Raw genomic sequence first — 18,141 nt, 5'->3', positions numbered from 1 at the left:
CACGGAATTGGCAGTCGCCAGAAAGTCTCCGTACGCTCTGGGAACCCGCTTGCGTGATTCGGACATTCCGCTTATACGGACTTATTTTTTGTTTTAAGCCATTTCCGCCGTATGCCAGTGAGCACAGAGAACGTGCGTTTCGCCGCAGGCGACGCTAGCTGGTCGCGTGTATCGGCGATGGCAGCATTCCATGCTCCGTCGTTGTAGGTGGGGTAGGGGTGAATCGTGCCGGCAAGGTCGCGTGATCGAAGGCCAAGTTTCATTGCGAGGGTGAGTTCACCGATGGTCTCCCCAGCGCGTGGGCTGACAACTGTTGCGCCGACAAGGCGACTCTTACGGTCGAATACGAGGCTGGAGAATCCTCTCGTGGAATTCTCGGTGACTGCTCGATCGAGGTGGTCGTGGGTGACCGTGTGTTCGCGCAGTCGCGAATTCACTGTGGGCGTGGATTCGCCGACTGACGCAACCTCAGGGTCTGTGAATGTGACGCGAGGAATCAGCGCTGTGTTCACTTTTCGGCGAATTCCCAAAACTGCGTTGCTCGCTGCGAGGCTGCCAAAGGTTCCGGCGGTGTGAGTGAATTGCGGTAATGGGGTTACGTCCCCGGCGGCCCAGATACGCGGGTTTGTGGTGCGAAGATGACGGTCGATCATCACCTGTTTGTGGTCGTTGACGCGCACACCGGCGGCATCGAGGCCAAGTTTATCTGTTCGCGCGGCACGGCCAACAGCGACGAGCACTTGGTCGAACTCGACTGTGTCGTCGTTGCTTAGAACCGCTCGAGTTCCCTCGATGTGGGATACCGATTGGCCTGTGTGGATGGTGACGCCGTCGTGTTCAAGTACATCGTTGATGATGCGGGAGGCGGCCGGTGATTCGGCCGGAAGCACCCGTGGTCCAGCTTCGACGAGTGTGACATCGCTGCCGAGACGGGCGAAAGCTTGGCTCAGTTCGCACCCTATGCTGCCGCCTCCGATCACAAGGAGTCGAGCAGGAAGCTCATCAAGATCCCACACGGTTTCGCTTGTAAGCGCATTGTTTAGGCCAGGAATGGGCGGAAGTATGGGCGCGGCTCCGGTGGCAATCAGTGCCTGGCGGAACCTCACCGATTTACCATTGACGTCAGCGGTGTGAGGGCTGGTGAAGACGGCTCGGCCTGACACAACCGTAATGCCATCAGCTTCGAGAGCCTCAGGAGTGTCGATCGGTTCGATCGTGCTGATTGCTGAGCGCACGTGCGCCATCACTGCTGCAAAATCCACGGTGATGTCACCGACGTGAACACCGACTTCGGCCCCACGGCGAGCGTGAGCGACGTGATGGGCGGCAGCGAGGAGCGATTTGGACGGCACGCATCCTGTCCACAGGCAGTCTCCTCCTGTGCGATGCGATTCCACTAGCAGCACACTTGCCCCTAGCTTAACGGCAGTTTTGGCTGAAACAATTCCTGCTGAACCCCCACCGACTACGAGCAAATCCCACGGTTGTGGCTGCGTCACTGTATGTCCCCTTGTGCGAGTTGGTTGACGACTTTGTGCATTCGCTGAATCGACGACTCTGGTGGCAGGGTGCGGCGTGCCCACAGTGATGTCACTGAGCATCGGCTTGAGTTTCCCTCCCGTCGTTGAGCTATGACACCGTTGACTTATGGCACTGTGCGGTCCACAGACTAGTAACCCGGTGAGTCGTCGGATTGCTTCCTCAGAAAACTAAGGAACTTTATGCCAGCAAAGTACACCGCGTCGGCGCAGTTCTATGACGCGATTTCGTTTGAATGGCCGGTGTACGGCGCGGGCCGGGAAGCGGCGCTGAAGTTGATGCGCTTACGTGCCGGGGCGAAGGTGTTGGACATGGGGTGCGGCACTGGGCTTAACTTCGGGCACATTCAGCACCGTATTGGCCCAGATGGTTGGCTCGTGGGCGTTGATCTCAGTTCTGACATGATCACGCAGGCAAGCAGGAAAGCGCACGTCAATGAGTGGAGCAACGTCAGTCTTGCAACAGCCGACGCAACAAGGACAACTGCAGAGGCACTGTGTGAAGCCCTCGGTGGTGAAAAGTTCGACGCCGCAATTGCCACTTATTCGCTGTCCCTGATGGCGGATTGGCGCGCAGCGTTCGACACGATGGTTGCTGCGTGTAAACCAGGTGCCCGCGTTGCAGTGGTTGACATGCAGGTGCCGACGGGGCGGTCAGCGGTGTGGGCTCCGCTCGCACGGGCTGCGTGCCGGGCTGGAGGCGCAGATATTCACGCGCACCCGTGGACCAGGCTTGAGCAACGCTGCACGAACGTGGATTCAGTCAGCCTGCGGGGCGGGCATATTCAAGTTCGAGTGGGGACTGTCCCACGCGATTGAGCTCGGGTGCCGTGGTGTTGCTGAAGCGCTGTGCGCATACGGTCGCGTGCGCGGCTCAGCCGAGACATAACGGTTCCCCTAGTGGGCCGATCGCTGCCGGTAGTAGTCGGCGAATTCGAGGTCCTGTGCGGCTTCTTCGTCGGCAATGATAGTGACGTTGGGGTGCAATTGCAGCACCGATGCCGGGCAGCGCGCACTCAGGGGTCCTTCTATTGCTGCGGCTAGGGCCGATGATTTAGCAGGTCCTGTCGCGATGAGCACGATCGAGCGAGCCTCGCTAATGGTGGCCAAGCCTTGGGTTATTGCTCGGCGAGGAACATCGTCGATTGCGGCGAAAAAGCGACTGTTGTCTTGCCTAGTTTGGTTTGTGAGCACCGCGACGTGAGTTCGGCTCGCCAGCGATGACATGGGTTCATTGAACCCGATGTGTCCATTCCTGCCGATGCCGAGAATTTGGACATCAATTCCACCGACTTCAGTGAGGTGCCGGTCGTACTGGGCGGCCTCTTCAAACACATTTTCAGCGTATCCGTCTGGGCCGTGGATGTGGTCGTCGGGGATCCCAACGGCGGTGGTGAAATCTCGTCGGATTGTCGAGAAATAGGACTGCGGGTGTTGTTGCGGAAGTCCGGCGTATTCATCGAGGAGAAAAACATGAACGCCGGAGAAGTTCAGCTCGCCGCTGGCGCAGCGTCGGGCAAGTTCGCGGTACGTGGGTACAGGCGACGAACCTGTTGCGACACCGAGGTTGCAGGTGGCGTGCCGCACCAGCGGTGCGACGGCGTTCGCTGCGGTGCGAGCCACAGCAGCTTCGTCGGGTTCGATGAGGACTCTCATGAGTTAACTCCACAGTCCTCGGTGCATTTCCCACACGAGCACTTCGGCGTCGCTCGTTGCAGTAATCGCGTGGCCACCTGTGTTGGTCAGTCGCACTGTGTCGCCAACTGAAAGTGCGCCGACGTCTTCCATATCGACGGATCCGCGAACAACCTGAAGGTGAACGAAGGGGCCTTCGGGGCACAGCAATTGTGCACTAGTTGATCCTGTATTGGCGGTGAGTCTTGCCGCGAAAAGCGTGGCACCTGTATTACGGATCCGAACGCCAGCGTCGTCGACGTGTTTGGGCTGGCCCGATGCGAGGGCAACCCATCCACCCGCGTCGAGTTGGTCGTCGACATCGGCGTGCGCGTAGTCCGGCGCAGTGCCAGTCTCATCCGGTGTGACCGTCATCTGTATGAGTCGTACTGGTTGCTCTGGTGCTTCGCCGTCGGACGGCCACGGGTCGTTGCGCTCTGAATGCAGGACACCGCTCCCAGCGCTGAGCCGCTGAACACGCCCCGGATACACCACCCCGTTGTTTCCGTTGGAGTCCTGATGAACCAATGTTCCTTCGAGCACCCACGTCAGGATCTCGCTGTGCTGATGGGGGTGGGAGTCGTAACCGGCAAGGGGAGTTATGCGCTCTTCGTTGTTGACGAGCAACGCACCATGGTGCGTATTGGTCGGGTCGTAATGCGGGCCGAAGGAAAACGAGTGCCAAGAATCCAGCCAGGACGTTGATGTGTGGAAACGGTCGCCGCTGCCGAATACTGCTATCGCACGTGCCACTATTGCCTCCTACAGGACGCGTGGTTGCGATGATACCGGTCGCTGCGCACACGCTCACCGTGCGGCAAATCGAGTCCAGCGCTTTTCGCGCCTAGAATCGGGCACGTGGAGCATTCAGAGTCGTCATTTAATGGTGTTCATGGAACGCAAATCGTCTATCAGGTGTGGAAGCCAAGCACTAACCCAACTGGGGTGATGGTGATCGCTCATGGCATTGGGGAACATGCGGGGCGGTACGCCCATGTCGCGGAGGAACTGACGCAGCACGGCATCGCGGTCTACGCCCCGGACCACCGAGGGCATGGCAAGTCCGGTGGCCCAAGAATGGCGTTAAAAGCGTGGGACGATCTCACCACCGACTTGGATTCCGTTGTGGACATCGCGCGGGCGCAGGTTCCTGACGTTCCTGTGTTTCTGCTGGGCCACAGCATGGGTGGGGCTATCGCGCTGTCGTATGCCCTCGACAAGGGAAGTCATCTCAAGGCCCTAGTGCTTTCGGCGCCAGCCGTGAAGTTGGCGACGGGCACTCCCAAAATTGTCGTCACGGTGGGGAAGATCCTAGGCCGGTTTTTGCCGTGGATTCCGGTGGAGAAAGTTAATGCATCGGCAGTTTCCCGTGACCCTGAAGTTGTGCGCAAGTATGAGGCCGACCCCATGGTGCATCACGGCATGATTCCTGCCGGGATTGCACGCCATCTCGTACTGACGATGGAATCGTTTCCCTCGCGTCTGCCGTCACTGAAGGTCCCGACGCTGGTTTTGCACGGAAACGCTGATCAGTTGACCGACGTAGACGGCAGCCGAATGATTCCTGACCTAGTGACAGAAACGGAATGCACGTTGCACGTCTACGAAGGCCTCTACCACGAATTGTTTAACGAGCCGGAGAAGAAGCAAGTGCTCGGTGACTTCACGGAGTGGTTGGCACCGAGGCTCGCTAATTCGGTAGCGACGCCCTAGCGGAGCAAACGAGCCACTTCGTCCTGTTCAAGGAATGGGGCGAAGTGGCGTTCTATTAGATTCCGCAGCATCCCGTTGTCGATAGTGACCTCGAGAACTCGTGGTGCAAAGCGCAGTGCTTCCTCAATCATGTCGTCCCGTGTGACACCTACTTCGTCGAGAATCTCAGCCAGTGTGGCGTCGGAGTACTTCTCGAAAAAGTAGCCCACACCTTCGCTCACGATTTGCCTGAAGTAGCTGGTGCGTCGGAAGTCGCGCCAAAACTCAAACCCGAGAATGAGGAAGTCCTCAATATCGTCTGTGCTGATTGTGGCGATCAGCGACTTGACTGGGTCATGAGAGTGCTCGTCCCACATTTCCAGAGCAGCGTCGACAATAGGCTCGTGATCGACGGTCCCATCGGCGCTCTTGCGTTGTGAAATCAAGTAGTGCGCTGCTCGTTCTGTGAACTCGCGAAAACGCAACTCGGCGGCGTCGGAAACGCCCGGTGCAACCCTTGACCCGATACGACCGCTGATGTCCACCAACGAGCTCAGACCTGGAATTCGGCGAGCGACGTCACGCTGGTGACGCAAGGTGTCGATCGCAAAGCGGTACATGAACCAGGCGACCCAGTTCGCAGTGAGTGGGCTCTCGTATATACCTTCTACGAGGTGGCGAAATGCGGGCAGGCTCGTGAGTTTTTCGGCGAAGTCAGCGAAATGGTGGTCGTCGACAACGTCAGCGATCTGTTCGTCAGCCTCATTGACTGTGCGTTTGTATACGCGGGTGGCGATTTCGCCCGCTAGTTCGGGAATTGCTCCCTTGATCCGCCACTCAGAGGCGTATTTGAGGGCAACATCGGTGACTTGCTCACACGTAATGACCTCGCCGAGGGTGAGTTGAGCAGCAGAGGCGAGCGCATAATCCACTTCGCTGTGAATTAGCTCGACAAAGTTGTCGCCGGTGAGCTTCTCGGTGATGTAGCTGGTGAATGCCGCGAGCATCTTGTCTGCACTGGTTGGGGTGCGATCATCATCTGGAGTAGCCACGTCTGCAAGGATAGGGGTGTTTGTGGCTTTTTGCTTACCTGGGATTCGATTAAGAATCACGCTCCGCCCTGCACGCCTACTGGTTTGCCAGGCACAATCGGTGCTGTGCATCAAAGTCGGTCCGTAAACACGCTTCAGAGGCGATCCGCTACAGCGGTGTTGCTGATCGTTGGCGTGCTGGGCGCGGCCATGCTAACTGCGTGTCAATCGCATGTCGAAGAATCGTCACCCCTTGGCACCATCAGAGATTTCACTGCGGCGCTCACCGATGGCGATCTGCCCGGGGCCGCCGCGCTCACCGATGACCCTGCGCGTGCTGGTGACGACCTTGAGGGCATTTACGAATCGCTCACGCATGATGGGGCGCAATTCGCTGTTCAAGGGCTCAGCGTGGGCGACGAGGGGGCCACTTTCACGCTTGGCGCAGTGTGGGACCTTGGCGATAGTGCGTATGGACCGCGCGAATGGGCATTTTCCACTAGCGGAACTGCAACACGGAGCTCAGATGGCTGGCGCGTGGTGTGGCGCCCGGACGTTGTTGTACCCCATTTGACGGACGAAACGACGGTACGTTTCCGTCCGCAACCGCCCGCTCCCACCGATATTGTTGACCGCAACGGGGAAGTAATAATGACGGAGCAACCCGTCCACCTGGTCTCCGTCACCCCCGCGCGAGCGCGCAGCAACGGGGAAGTTGCCAAATCCCTTGCAGAGCTATTGCAGCCCATCGACCCCCAGATCACAGCGGCATCGCTGCTGTCCTCAATCAACGCCGGGCAGGGCACAACAGTGACTGTTGTCGTGCTGCGAGATTCGGATTATTTCGGCGTAGCCTCCGCGCTTGAGGAAATACCCGGTGTCAGCGTGCAACAACAATCCCGGATGCTCAGCACCAGCCGTGAACTCGCATCCCCGTTGTTTGGGCAGCTACAAGACGAGTGGGACGAGCGCCAGCAGCAGTCAGCCGGATGGGCCGTTGAGATCGTCGGTCCGGAGGCTTCGCATATTCTCGCGGAGTCCCCAGGCATTCCGCTGCCCGACGTGCGCACGGAGATAGACCTCGAGGTGCAGACCGCAGCACAAAAAGCGATCGAGGACCTGGACACACCAGCGGCGATTGTCGCAGTCAAATCCAGCACAGGCGCTGTGCTCGGCGTCGCTCAGAACGCAGCCGCGGATGCGGAGGGGCCAATTGCGCTCAGTGGCCTATATCCGCCGGGTTCGGCTTTTAAGCCCATCACGTCGATGGCAGCGATGATGATCGACGAGGTAGCTCCAAACAGTGTCGTTCCGTGCCCACCGAGCGGGATTTACGCTGGTCGATACATCCCAAACATTGACGGCCTCGATCTGGGGGACATCGCCTTTGACGAGGCATTCGCGCAGTCGTGCAACACCACCTTCGCTGATCTGGCGTTGTCACTCAGTGACGAAGCGTTGCATGACGTTGGGATGCAAACAGGCCTCGGGATGAACTTTCGAGTTCCGGGCCTCACCATGGTCACCGGTGATGTTCCGGTAAACACATCAAGCATTGACCGAGTCGAAGCGGCACTTGGGCAGGGACGCAATGTTGCGTCTCCGTTTGGAATGGCATTTCTGGCGGCCACGATTGCCCGGGGTAGTACCCCGGCACCGATGTTGCTCCAAGGCGAACCTGGTGAATCAGACCAGATTGTTCCACCGCTGCCCGCTGAATTAACTCGGTCAATTCAGCACCTGATGCGTGGCGTGGTGGAACGCGGCACAGCCTCTGAGCTTGCGCGCTATCGAGGTCTTATCGGGAAGACAGGGACCGCCGAAGTGGATTCCGATCAAGCCCCACATGGCTGGTTCATTGGGATCGACGGCGATCTTGCCTTCGCCGTGTTCGTGGGTAGCGCGGGATCGTCGGAACCTGCCGTGGCTGCGGCCGACCGGTTCCTAGAACCCCTAATTGACGCCGACGATGTGGACGCTGAAGCCGAGTAGGGCCTTGACGCAGGTACTAGACGCTGCGCGGCGTGCGTAGGCGCAAAATAAGCAGCGCAACGAGTCGCCACCCAAGGAGAAGTACGCCGGTGATGAGGGTTGCCGTAAGAATGAAGGCCCACGCGGTTCCGGCCTCAGTGAGGAATCGGATCACGACTCCGCCGATCATGGTCCACGCCCACACGGCGATGCCAGCAGGGACGATGGCAAAAACATTGCTCACTTGCAGAGCCTTCAGCACGGTAATCCAACCGGCCGCAAGCCCGATAAGGAACGGCCAAGCGGTTTCAGCGACGCCAAACACGGTCGCTGCTTCGTTGTGGTGCATTCGTCCCGCGATGGCGAATGCGACTACAGCGATGACATCAATAACGACAGCAAGAGTAACGGCCCGTGGAGAATTCACCTCTCCACAGTAGCGCCTTATCGCGGTACCGCTAGGATTGTGGGAGTTGGCCGTCCGCGCAAAGTGACAGATGACGCTGGTTGCCACCTCCCTGCTTCTGCTGGGTCTGCTTGTTGGACGAGGTCATAGTTTGCCAGTACCCGGCCGGTCCACGACTTTGCTAGATCAGTGAGTCGGGCGGCCTCGTTGACTGGATCTCCGATGACCGTGTACTCAAGCCGTTCCCGTGCACCAACATTGCCGGCCACAGCCTGGCCAATCGAAACCCCAATGCCGAAGTTGAGTTTCGTGGTGGCTGGTATTCGGGATCGAAGTTCCCTGGCAGCGCTCAGCGCCGCGGTGGCCGAGTTCTTGAGAGGAACGGGGGCACCAAACACTGCTAGCGCTGCGTCGCCGGTGAACTTGTTCACCATCCCATCGTGAGCATGCACTGTGTCAACGACTACCTCGAAGAACTCGTTAAGCATCGCCACGACTCGGTATGGAGGCCACGTCTCGATTAGTTTCGTCGAACCTACGAGGTCGACGAACATGACGGCAACTTCTTTAGATTCCCCGCCTAGTGAACCACCACGTTCGAGAACCTCTTGCACCACGTCCTTGCCGACTCTCGCACCGAACAGTGAGCTCAACCTTTCGCGCTCAGCGAGACCCGTGACCATTTGATTGAAGCCGTACTGCAGACGCCCAATTTCAGAACCGTCGTAGACCGGAACGGCTCGGCTGTAATCACCAGATTCAACCTCGGCCATCGCGGAACTCACCTGCTTTACCGGGTCTGCAATCGATCTCGCGACCACGGTCATACCGACAAAGCCGACGACTATCGTGAAGATGCCAAGAATCGCTACGGCGCTTGCCGTTTGTTCGGTGTCAGGAAAGAACGATGACAAGAATCGGAACGACACAACAAGCGCGATCCAGACCAAGGGGATCGCGGCGGTGACAAGCCACATCATCATGAGGCGCAGCGTGACGGTGGTGGCAGTGCGGGTATCCACGCTGCGGCCGCTCATAGCCTCGGCGATGGTTCGCCTCAGGATGCGTTCGGCGATGAAATAGCTCAGTGCGCAAAAGATGATGGCGTTGGAAAGGAAAGTGGCCACCACCATCGCGGTGAACTGGGGACTTCCTGTGCGTAAGACGCTGACACCAAACACCAATGCTATTGCTACCCAAAGAAGGCCAATAACTGCGGTTTGTCTAGCGGGTGCGCTCACGATGATGGCGTACTGCCGGGGATTCGGAACTCCGCCTTCTACCATCCACAAAAGGATGGGACGTGCGTACCATAATGAGACGGTGATCCCTACGAGGACTGCAAGAGGAACCATCGTGGAGATAAGCATGGTATTCGAGGCGCGAATCTCAGGCGATATGACAGCGTTGGCTGGCTGCGGAATCACGTAGCGCAGAAGTATGAAACTTCCCACGATTCCTATTACGTTCACGAAGACGAGTGCCGCACCGTAAGCAAGGGTCAGCGGTTTGAATATCTGGTTGAGGATGAGAATCCACTGCTGAATTACAAGTCTGTGTTGTGGCGGTTGGGTGTCCATCGTCATTGTGCGTCCTCGAGGTCGCTGGTGGACGTGGTAGCGGAGCTTGTCGTGTTCAGTGGCTCGGCGAGTTGTTTCTCGCCGACTGCGAATATGCGCCATTGCGCAGCTTCATCGCCCGAAGCGTGGACAGTATCTGCGTTCGCCAACACTCGACTACCATGCTTTTTCGCCACATCGGACAATTCTGACGCCATGAGAACGGGCGCGCCGAGGACTGTGTACTCGAATCGCCTTGTCGCGCCAATATTTCCAGCCAATGCAGTTCCGGTTGCCACCCCGATCCCAAAATCCAACGGAATACTGCTTGTTAGAGCGGTTTTAAGGTCCCGTGCACACGCCAGCGCGTGGGCCTGGGGGAGGTCGATTTCGAGGGGCGCCCCGAAAACCGCAATCGCGGCGTCGCCTTCAAATTTGCTGACGAAACCTCCGTGAGTAGCAACCCTGTCCACTACTTGCTCAAAGAACTCATTCAGTGACGCCACGACCACTTCAGGCTCCTCCGTTGTTGCCAGTGCCGTGGATCCAACTAGGTCGATAACCAACACCGTCACTTCGCGGAGCGCGCCACCTCGACTGTTTCCGTCTTCAATTGCCGCCCGAGCCACGGCCTCACCTACGTGCTTGGAGAACAGGTCGGCGAGGCGTTCCCGCTCCGATAGGCCTTGCACCATTCGGTTAAATCCGGCCTGCAATTCACCGATCTCGGATCCGTCATATACCGAAACGCGCGTCGCGAGGTCGCCTGCCTCGACACGAGACATGGCGCTGCTGACTTGCTGCAGCGGATCCGAAATGGACCGGGACACGGCCACAATGCCAATCATCCCAATGCTTACCGCAATGAAGCATTGAACAAGAACGGCGGAGTTCAATTCTGGGTTAACTTGCCCGTCACCGGTGATCATCTGCGAGACAGAAACGATGACTATGCCCGCTGTTGGGATCGCTGTGGTCAACCCCCAAATGAGCACTACGCGAGGTCCGATGCCTGGCGCGAATCTTCCCTCAGGAATTTCCACTGACATGGCGACTGCGGTGAGCGGCCGCAGCATCCGCTCACCGATGAGGTAGTTCAACGCAACCGACACCGCGCCAGTAAGGCTTGTCACGATGATGATGAGAATGATGAGCTCTACAGATCCCACATGAAGGTTGATGATGACGAATCCCACGAGTGCGACAAACCACGCGGACACCTCGATGTAAACCTGCCTAGTGGTTTGCCCCAGCGCCACCTTCGCTTCGTAGGGGCGTGGTAGTCCTCCGCGGGCCAACCACTGAAGGTTGGGCCAACTCATCTTCAAATGAACCAGGGGAGCGATGAATGTGATGAGCGGCAGCCCTATGAAAACCCAGCCGACGTTTGTCTCCCAAATCCGTTGGGCGTCGTCAAGCACTGGAATCGGAAGGACCATGCCGATGAGAACTAGCGCCGTCATGGCCGAAATCATGGTTACGAGGAGGACGCTGAAGATATAGGTCAGCACAATAGGGTGCGCGAGCTGGCGTAGCACATCCCAGCGGTTCATCTCAGCGGTGCACTCCTCACCGGGCTAGGACCGATCTTCATCGTTTCGCTTCGGATCAGTGCCGTCACACGACAATGGTGTATCGGCAATGGTTTCGTCCGCCTTCTGCACGGCTTGTTCAGCAAAGTCGTGATCCAGTTGTGCATCTTCAGCCTGATCAGCACGGAAAAGAAAGAAGAACACAATCCACCCTACGATATTGACGAGGACGAGACTGACAAGTCGGTACACAAACACTGTTGCAAGCGCCTGCGAGGCAGGTAATCCGGCTGAAATGGTGAGCGTTGCAAAGAGGGTGGCATCCACTGTGCCGAGCCCGCCCGGAGCGAGCGGCACCGAACCGACAGCCTTACTTGCCGCGAAAGCGATGATGACACCGGATATTCGAGGTTCGGCACCGACCGCCAGGCACGCGAATCCCATGCATGCAACGTCGGCGCTGCGGTGCACGATGGACCACCAGAAAGTCCTCAGCGCATCCCATTTGTTCATGCGCACAGCTTCGATCTGGTCAAGGACTGATCGAATGCGGTGAACGCCTTGGCTGCGGGGACGGCGACGCAACCGATTCACAACTATCAGGCCTCGTCGGCTGATCGCTTCCAACCGTGACGGGTGTTTTTGGATGAAGCGTGCGGTCAATACGATCGCGAAGATCCCACCGAACGACACCGCAAGAGTGACGGGGCTGATTGTTGTTCCCACCGCTAGCGCACCTACAGCACCCACGACTGCCAATGTTGCTGTGGCGATCACACCGGCCATAGCTAGCTGCCAGGACGCCACGACATGAGTTGCGCCCCATCGGCGCGTCTGGCGGTACGTGAAAGCCGCCGAGAAAACCTGACCGGCGGGAAGGGTCAACGTCATGGATGTCGCTGAATAAATCACGGCTTCAGAGCGTCTTTGCGACACCGCCACATTTCCGGCACGAAGAAGTGTGCGCTGCACGCCGCCAAAGCCGGACATTGACACTGCCATTGCGGCTACACACGCGGCGAACCAACCGATATGGAGTTCCCTCAACGCACGGAAAGAATCGCTAAATGTTGGCCACAGGACTACGCCTTGGACGATGAGAGCAGTGACAAGTACGGTAACTCCGGCAATCCTCAGCCATTTTATCCGCCCGGCCCGCTTTTCCTTTTTCGCACTTTTGTCCGATTCGGTGTGCATAGTTTCACCTGAACCGGGTAGTGGAGACCCGGAGGAGTCAGGTGCGGACGGTGTCACGTCGCCAGAGTATCGAGTAAACGTACGGTTTGGGGTAACGGTGACAGTTTGTTATCGCATCTGTGCGTCACTGAAAGAAGAACTGTCCATCGGCCCATCAAATTCATCATGACCAGGACCAAACTGTGAATTTCTAGGCCAGGCCAATTGGGTTAGGCGAGTGCGTCCGCGCAAACCGACCAACTCACCAAGTTCCCACTGCTCTTGTTCTTCTTCGCTGGCGTAGTACACAGTGAAACTCGAAGCCAGAACATTGCCTGGACGCTTTTTTGCCAGTTCAGTGAGGCGGGCCGCTTCGTTAACTGGATCCCCAATTACCGTGTATTCGAATCGCTCCGCTGACCCAATGTTTCCAGCCACCACGGTCCCTGATGACACCCCAATTCCCACCCGGACGCCAGGCATGGAATCGAGCTCCGCACGCAATTCACGTGCCGCTGACAAAGCCGCTGTGGGCGCATCTGCGCGATATAGGGGCGCACCAAAAACAGCGAGGGCTTCGTCGCCCACGAACTTATTGACGAACCCGCCGTGCCGTTTCACAACGCCAATCACAATGTTGAAGAACTGGTTGAGCATGGCCACCACTTCGGCTGGCTGCATCGTTGACGCTGCCTTAGTTGAACCAACGAGGTCAACAAACAGCACAGCCACAAATCGTGTTTCACCGCCGAGTTCGGTACCGAATTGCAGCGCCTGGCGAGCAACGTCCTCACCGACGTGCTGGCCGAAAAGTTGGCGGAGGACCCGGCGTTCCGCGGAGTCGGCCATCATTCGGTTGAAACCGACCTGCAGAAGGCCAACCTCACTGCCGTCATATACATCGACTTGCACGTCATCACCTTGGTGAGCGTCGGTGACTGACTTGGTTAGTTCTCGCAGTGGTGTGGAGACCTGGCCCGCGAGCAGCATGGTGGTGAGCAGAGCCGCCATCATCATCACTACCGAAACGATCAGTACGGCCCAAGCAAACGACCTGGGCGCATACATGTGAGGGGTCGACAGCTGTGTGGCACTCAAAAACGTGATGCCCACTGCGGGAACAAGGGTGCCAGTAACCCATCCGAGCGACATACGTAGTCGTACACTCGGTGCAAAGCGCCGGTCGAAAACACCGAGTGCAAGGGCTTTGGCAGCAATTGGGCGCATGGCCTGTTCGCCCACGAGGTAGGACAGGCCGAACACGACTACTGCGGCGAGGAAGACCGTGACGAACGTAGCCGCGACAAGTTCGGGCATTTCTCGCCCCACGAGCACAACAAACAGAACGCCGCCCACTGCCCACAAAAGCAGGTGCACAAACGCCTGGAGTAGGGGGCCACGCATCGCAACAAATTGTTCGCGCTTGGTTGGTGGGCCGCCACGCACGTACCAGCGCAGCAGGTACCGCAAAATGACGATGGAAGTTCCGAGGATGACGACACCGGAAAAGCCGAGGTACACGGCCAAGGCAAGTTCGCTGACTTTGCTTTCCACAATCAACCCCGGGCCCGGAGTTGTGGGCAGCACGTAGCGTATGAAGCTGAACACAAACGCTGCGCCAGCGCCATTGGCGACCATCATGGAAAGCGCATACATCACCCAGCGCACGCTGAGTGTCCGTGACAATGATCCCGGAATGAGCTTCACCGCTATTACGGTACTGCCACATCCCCCGCTGCAACACCAGTAGTGGGCGGATACGGTAGTGAGAGGTTCCTGAGAAACAGATTCCCCCTGCGCGGAGGTAGCGATGGACGAGAAAGACTTGCGGGTTTCTGACGCGGAGCGCGAGCATATCGCCCAGTTGTTGCAGCGGGCAGTGGGACTTGGATTGATCTCGATTGCGGAGTTCGGCGACCGGATGGATCAGGCCATGGCCGCACGCACGCGGGGGGATCTCAACGCAGTCGTCGCGGATCTTCCTGGTATGCAGGTGAATCCGGAGTTGGCGCCGGGATATTCCGAGGCGCGTATGCCCGCGCGGACTTCTGGAGCGCCGCTTGTGCTGAAGGATCGGTTCGGCGACCTGACCCGCAAGGGCCAGTGGCATGTGCCGACAGAAGTAACCGTGAAGACCCTGTGCAGTTCTGCAAAACTGGACTTCACGCATGCAATTGTGGACGGGCCTGTGGTGTACGTAACTGTGGACGACACGATGAGTTCCATCACCCTCATAGTCAACGAAAACACAACGGTCGACCTCAACGGGGTGGAAACCTTCGCAAGCAGTGTCTCGTCCAAGGTGCAGACCGGGCCTCCGCCAGGGCACTTGCACATTGTTGTGCGCGGAAAACTACGGTTTGGCACGCTCAAAGCGAAGTACTCACTACGCAATACCTGGAAAAAGATGCTCGGCTCTTAAAGAAGCGCAGGCTCCTAAAAAAGCGAGTAGGCGCTCGCCCCAAAAACGAACGCCGCAATACCCGCGCAGACAGTACCGACCACGTTTGCCACGGCGAGCGTACGTGACCCCGATTCCGCTAGGAACATCGTCTCGTAGGCGAAGGTAGAAAACGTCGTATATGCACCACATACACCTGTGGCGAAGAGTAAGAGAAACCCAGACGCTAGGTGTTGGTTTGCGGCTGCCGCGGCGACGACAAACCCCAGTAAGGCGGCGCCCGTGATGTTGACGACGAATGTTCCCCACGGAAATACCGATGGAAAGCGAATTCCTACCCAGCGGTCTGTGAGGTATCGGAGAGGCGCTCCGACTGCGGCGCCGACAGCAACGAGCACCCACATCATGACGCTGACCCCCGCCTCGGTGCGAGCAGTCGTGTTATCTGCATAGCAGCCCACACCCCGCCGAAAGCCCCAACAAGGGTGAACCCAACGTAGGCGCCCGCCGCGAGGACGTTACCGGCCGAAACAAGTTCGACTGTGTCTTCCGCGAACATCGAAAACGTGGTGAACCCGCCGAGCACACCAGTACCTATAAAAGGCCGCACGATTGGGTGAACAGTCAAAACTTCGTTGACGACCACCAGGAGCACCCCGATGAGAAAGCATCCCACGGTGTTGACCACAACAAGGTGCCACGGAAAACCGTTGCCTGCGCCGCCGCCGATAATGGTGATGGAATACCGGGCTAGAGCGCCGAGTGCCCCACCTGCGGCTACGGCCGCAATTGTGGGGCCCTGACCTCGAAACATAAGCCGAACCCTGCTAGGCCTTGGTGGCTAGTTCGCCGGGCTCAATCGTGGGTGTTGCGTTGCCAGTGTCCGCCGTCAATTCATCGACTAGCTCGTGTTCTTGCAAGCCGATCTTTTCCTGGATTCGTTTCATCCAACGTGGCGCCCACCAGCAGTCGTCACCCAGCATCGTCATAACTGACGGCACGAGAAGCATGCGAATAACGGTCGCATCGATAATCAGAGCGGCAATCATGCCGTACGCGATGTATTTCATCATCGCGATTTCCGACAATCCGAATGCGCCTGTGACGACGATGAGAATCAAGGCCGCCGCGGTGATGATGTGGCCAGTTTGGGCTGTTCCCATCTTGATGGCTTCGTTGGTGCTGGCGCCTTTGGCGCGCGCTTCCACCATTCGCGACACGAGGAACACTTCATAGTCCGTCGACAGCCCGTAGATGATCGCGATGATCAACACGACGACAGCCGCCATGAGGGGACCTGGGGTGAAGTTCAACAGTTCCGCACCGTGACCATTAATGAAGATCCACGTGAGGATACCGAGTGTGGAACCCAAGCTCAGTGCCGTCATGACAACGGCTTTCAACGGCAAGATGAGTGAACCGAAGGCGAGGAACATCAGGATTGTGGTGAACACAATGACAAGCATCGCCATGAGCGGGAACGTGTCAATCATTGCGTCGATGCTGTCACGCTCGATGGCCGGACCACCGCCGACGAACAACTCGGTTCCTTCGGGAACATTGATGCTACGAAGATCGCTAATGGCCTCGCCGGCACCAGCTTCGGTGATCAACCCTGCGCTGAGCATGACAGCGTCACCGTTGCGCTGCTCAAGCGTGAACGGGCCAGTAAACCCTGATACCTCGTTGGCCTGGCGCAATATTTGGCCAGTGCCGCTGAGGTCGCCTGTGACAACAAGTTGAATCGGTTTGGTGCGGAAAGTGGGGAAGAGCTCGTCGAATTCCTGCTGAGCTACGCGTGTTTGGTTGTCTGGCGGTAGGTAGTTCTCTGACATGCCGCCAAATTGAATGTTGCTGAAAGGGATCATCAGCAACAACAGTCCAACGATGACGGGTATCGAAACCCGGAGTGGACGTTTGATCGACCACTGTGCGATTCGTCCCCAGAACGTGTGTTGCATTTGGTCCGCGGGCAGCGTGGGGCGAAGCTTCGCGAACCCTAGCGCGTCGATTCGGCGCCCCAGGATCGACAACATTGCGGGAAGAACGGTAATGGCGAGGATGGCTGCGATGGTCACTGCCGCAATTGCGCCGTAGGCAACTGACTTGAGGAACCCCTGCGGGAAGACCAGCAACCCGCCAAGGCTGATAGCGATGATCGTGGCCGAGAAGACGACGGTGCGTCCCGCTGTGGCCACGGTTCTTCGCACCGCATCGCGCACTTCGTACCCTTCAGCCAACTCCTCTCGGTAGCGGCTCACCACAAAGAGACCGTAGTCAATCGCGAGACCGAGGCCGATCAGGGAGATCACTGATTGGGCAAAAACATTCACCTCGACGACGTGGGTAAGGAGGCGTGTGACGCCCCATGCGCCTGCGACTGTGAGTACACCAGTGATGACAGGAAGCGCTGCTGCGACGACACCACGGAAGATGAAAAACAACAACACTGCGACTGCGGGGAGCGCGATCAATTCCATGCGTTTGATGTCGTCTTCCATGCCCTTGCTTAGGGCATTGGCGACAGGTTGGAGACCTGCAAGTTGGACATCTATCTCATCTGAGACGAATTGGTTTTCGATCTTTTGGAAGTTGCTGAGCACTTCCGTGTCGTTCGCGCCCAGCAACCCAATGCTGGCAATGGCATGTTGGCGGTCAGGTGTGGCCATCGCGCGGAGGTTCAAGCTCCAGTAGGAGTCGACAAAATGGACTTCGTCTGGGTTGTTGTCTCGAATGTCAGAGAGCAGCGACTGTGCGGCCTCGGCGAAATCTGGGTCATCGACGCTGCTGCCTGCAGGGGCGGTGAACAGTGCTACGACGTCGCCACGATTGTCGCGCCCAAAGTTTTCGTTGACCAACCACGCAGCTTCTACTGATTCGCTACCTGGGTCGTCCCATCCACTTTGGCTGAGGCGGTCGCCCAAACCCATGCCGTACGCACCTGCTGCGACAAGAAGTCCAACCATCACGGCGAGCACCGTGAACCGCGCGTGAAAGACGAACTGTCCCGCCTTGGCGAACAATGTGCGCTCCTTCTAACACTTGTCTGCTGGCACCACGCCAGCGTTGCTGTGCACACCTATTCGGTGAGGGCAGCGTCGAAGAGCCATGGGAACCGTACCCATGGCTGTGACATCTACAGTGGCAGATAGTGGGCCACG

The 18,141-nt window shown here is 58.0% G+C and carries 16 protein-coding genes; 4 read left to right on the top strand and 12 right to left on the bottom strand.

Annotated elements, in window-relative coordinates; all coding sequences use genetic code 11:
- Positions 1 to 71: 71 nt before the first annotated feature.
- Positions 72 to 1,499: a dihydrolipoyl dehydrogenase family protein gene (locus IEW73_RS06830; protein WP_229675802.1), complete on the bottom strand. Its 1,428-nt coding sequence runs from the start codon at positions 1,497 to 1,499 to the stop codon at positions 72 to 74.
- Between the two features lie 222 nt (positions 1,500 to 1,721).
- Here IEW73_RS06830 and IEW73_RS06825 point away from each other — a divergent pair, with 222 nt between their 5' ends.
- Complete coding sequence (locus IEW73_RS06825; protein WP_188671888.1) at positions 1,722 to 2,357, top strand: class I SAM-dependent methyltransferase; 636 nt, start codon at positions 1,722 to 1,724, stop codon at positions 2,355 to 2,357.
- A 78-nt stretch (positions 2,358 to 2,435) separates the two neighbouring features.
- Here IEW73_RS06825 and nagB read toward each other — a convergent pair whose 3' ends face one another.
- Positions 2,436 to 3,194 (bottom strand): glucosamine-6-phosphate deaminase, encoded by a 759-nt coding sequence (nagB, locus tag IEW73_RS06820; protein ID WP_188671884.1) that lies wholly within the window; start codon positions 3,192 to 3,194, stop codon positions 2,436 to 2,438.
- Between the two features lie 3 nt (positions 3,195 to 3,197).
- Positions 3,198 to 3,968: a pirin family protein gene (locus IEW73_RS06815; protein ID WP_188673078.1), complete on the bottom strand. Its 771-nt coding sequence runs from the start codon at positions 3,966 to 3,968 to the stop codon at positions 3,198 to 3,200.
- Positions 3,969 to 4,070: 102 nt separating this feature from the next.
- Here IEW73_RS06815 and IEW73_RS06810 point away from each other — a divergent pair, with 102 nt between their 5' ends.
- Positions 4,071 to 4,925 (top strand): alpha/beta hydrolase, encoded by an 855-nt coding sequence (locus tag IEW73_RS06810; protein WP_229675800.1) that lies wholly within the window; start codon positions 4,071 to 4,073, stop codon positions 4,923 to 4,925.
- Here IEW73_RS06810 and IEW73_RS06805 read toward each other — a convergent pair.
- Positions 4,922 to 5,956: a hypothetical protein gene (locus tag IEW73_RS06805; protein ID WP_229675799.1), complete on the bottom strand. Its 1,035-nt coding sequence runs from the start codon at positions 5,954 to 5,956 to the stop codon at positions 4,922 to 4,924. The two genes, IEW73_RS06810 and IEW73_RS06805, sit on opposite strands and share 4 nt — an antisense overlap.
- Before the next feature lie 105 nt (positions 5,957 to 6,061).
- Between IEW73_RS06805 and IEW73_RS06800 the strand changes: the two genes are divergently transcribed.
- The gene (locus tag IEW73_RS06800) at positions 6,062 to 7,927 is read left to right on the top strand and encodes a penicillin-binding transpeptidase domain-containing protein (protein ID WP_188671879.1); all 1,866 of its coding nucleotides are present in this window, start codon (positions 6,062 to 6,064) and stop codon (positions 7,925 to 7,927) included.
- Positions 7,928 to 7,943: 16 nt separating this feature from the next.
- Here the strand turns inward: IEW73_RS06800 and IEW73_RS06795 are convergent, their stop codons facing one another.
- The 5 genes from IEW73_RS06795 to IEW73_RS06775 are packed head-to-tail and all read right to left on the bottom strand — an operon-like array spanning position 7,944 to position 14,220.
- Complete coding sequence (locus tag IEW73_RS06795) at positions 7,944 to 8,333, bottom strand: DUF3054 domain-containing protein (RefSeq protein ID WP_188671877.1); 390 nt, start codon at positions 8,331 to 8,333, stop codon at positions 7,944 to 7,946.
- 17 nt (positions 8,334 to 8,350) lie between these two features.
- Positions 8,351 to 9,898: an adenylate/guanylate cyclase domain-containing protein gene (locus tag IEW73_RS06790; RefSeq protein ID WP_188671874.1), complete on the bottom strand. Its 1,548-nt coding sequence runs from the start codon at positions 9,896 to 9,898 to the stop codon at positions 8,351 to 8,353.
- The gene (locus IEW73_RS06785; protein WP_188671871.1) at positions 9,895 to 11,424 is read right to left on the bottom strand and encodes an adenylate/guanylate cyclase domain-containing protein; all 1,530 of its coding nucleotides are present in this window, start codon (positions 11,422 to 11,424) and stop codon (positions 9,895 to 9,897) included. Before IEW73_RS06785 ends, IEW73_RS06790 begins: the two co-directional genes overlap by 4 nt.
- A gap of 24 nt (positions 11,425 to 11,448) precedes the next feature.
- A complete protein-coding gene (locus IEW73_RS06780; RefSeq protein ID WP_229675798.1) occupies positions 11,449 to 12,657 on the bottom strand; it encodes a lysylphosphatidylglycerol synthase transmembrane domain-containing protein in 1,209 nt (402 codons plus the stop codon).
- 51 nt (positions 12,658 to 12,708) lie between these two features.
- A complete protein-coding gene (locus IEW73_RS06775) occupies positions 12,709 to 14,220 on the bottom strand; it encodes an adenylate/guanylate cyclase domain-containing protein (RefSeq protein ID WP_188673073.1) in 1,512 nt (503 codons plus the stop codon).
- 169 nt (positions 14,221 to 14,389) lie between these two features.
- On the opposite strand from IEW73_RS06775, the gene IEW73_RS06770 reads away from it, so the two are divergent.
- The gene (locus tag IEW73_RS06770) at positions 14,390 to 15,001 is read left to right on the top strand and encodes a DUF1707 SHOCT-like domain-containing protein (protein ID WP_188671868.1); all 612 of its coding nucleotides are present in this window, start codon (positions 14,390 to 14,392) and stop codon (positions 14,999 to 15,001) included.
- A gap of 14 nt (positions 15,002 to 15,015) precedes the next feature.
- Here the strand turns inward: IEW73_RS06770 and crcB are convergent, their stop codons facing one another.
- The 3 genes from crcB to IEW73_RS06755 are packed head-to-tail and all read right to left on the bottom strand — an operon-like array spanning position 15,016 to position 18,003.
- On the bottom strand, positions 15,016 to 15,387 hold the full coding sequence (gene crcB / locus IEW73_RS06765) for a fluoride efflux transporter CrcB (protein WP_188671865.1): 372 nt from the start codon (positions 15,385 to 15,387) through the stop codon (positions 15,016 to 15,018).
- The gene (locus IEW73_RS06760; protein WP_188671861.1) at positions 15,384 to 15,794 is read right to left on the bottom strand and encodes a fluoride efflux transporter FluC; all 411 of its coding nucleotides are present in this window, start codon (positions 15,792 to 15,794) and stop codon (positions 15,384 to 15,386) included. Before IEW73_RS06760 ends, crcB begins: the two co-directional genes overlap by 4 nt.
- A gap of 13 nt (positions 15,795 to 15,807) precedes the next feature.
- Positions 15,808 to 18,003 (bottom strand): MMPL family transporter, encoded by a 2,196-nt coding sequence (locus IEW73_RS06755; RefSeq protein WP_188671858.1) that lies wholly within the window; start codon positions 18,001 to 18,003, stop codon positions 15,808 to 15,810.
- Positions 18,004 to 18,141: the final 138 nt, after the last annotated feature.

It is taken from the genome of Hoyosella rhizosphaerae, from assembly GCF_014643175.1.
GTDB lineage: Bacteria > Actinomycetota > Actinomycetes > Mycobacteriales > Mycobacteriaceae > Lolliginicoccus > Lolliginicoccus rhizosphaerae.
The sequence above is the reverse complement of the archived record's forward strand: the minus strand, read 5'-3'. Positions and strand labels throughout refer to the sequence as shown.

Bases quoted from the DNA above. Each gene is read 5' to 3' on its own strand.
- IEW73_RS06825 (WP_188671888.1), top strand. From the start codon at position 1,722: ATGCCAGCAAAGTACACCGCGTCGGCGCAGTTCTATGACGCGATTTCG.
- nagB (WP_188671884.1), bottom strand. From the start codon at position 3,194: ATGAGAGTCCTCATCGAACCCGACGAAGCTGCTGTGGCTCGCACCGCA.
- IEW73_RS06790 (WP_188671874.1), bottom strand. From the start codon at position 9,898: ATGACGATGGACACCCAACCGCCACAACACAGACTTGTAATTCAGCAG.
- IEW73_RS06785 (WP_188671871.1), bottom strand. From the start codon at position 11,424: ATGAACCGCTGGGATGTGCTACGCCAGCTCGCGCACCCTATTGTGCTG.
- IEW73_RS06775 (WP_188673073.1), bottom strand. From the start codon at position 14,220: ATGATGGTCGCCAATGGCGCTGGCGCAGCGTTTGTGTTCAGCTTCATA.
- IEW73_RS06770 (WP_188671868.1), top strand. From the start codon at position 14,390: ATGGACGAGAAAGACTTGCGGGTTTCTGACGCGGAGCGCGAGCATATC.
- crcB (WP_188671865.1), bottom strand. From the start codon at position 15,387: ATGATGTGGGTGCTCGTTGCTGTCGGCGCCGCAGTCGGAGCGCCTCTC.
- IEW73_RS06760 (WP_188671861.1), bottom strand. From the start codon at position 15,794: ATGTTTCGAGGTCAGGGCCCCACAATTGCGGCCGTAGCCGCAGGTGGG.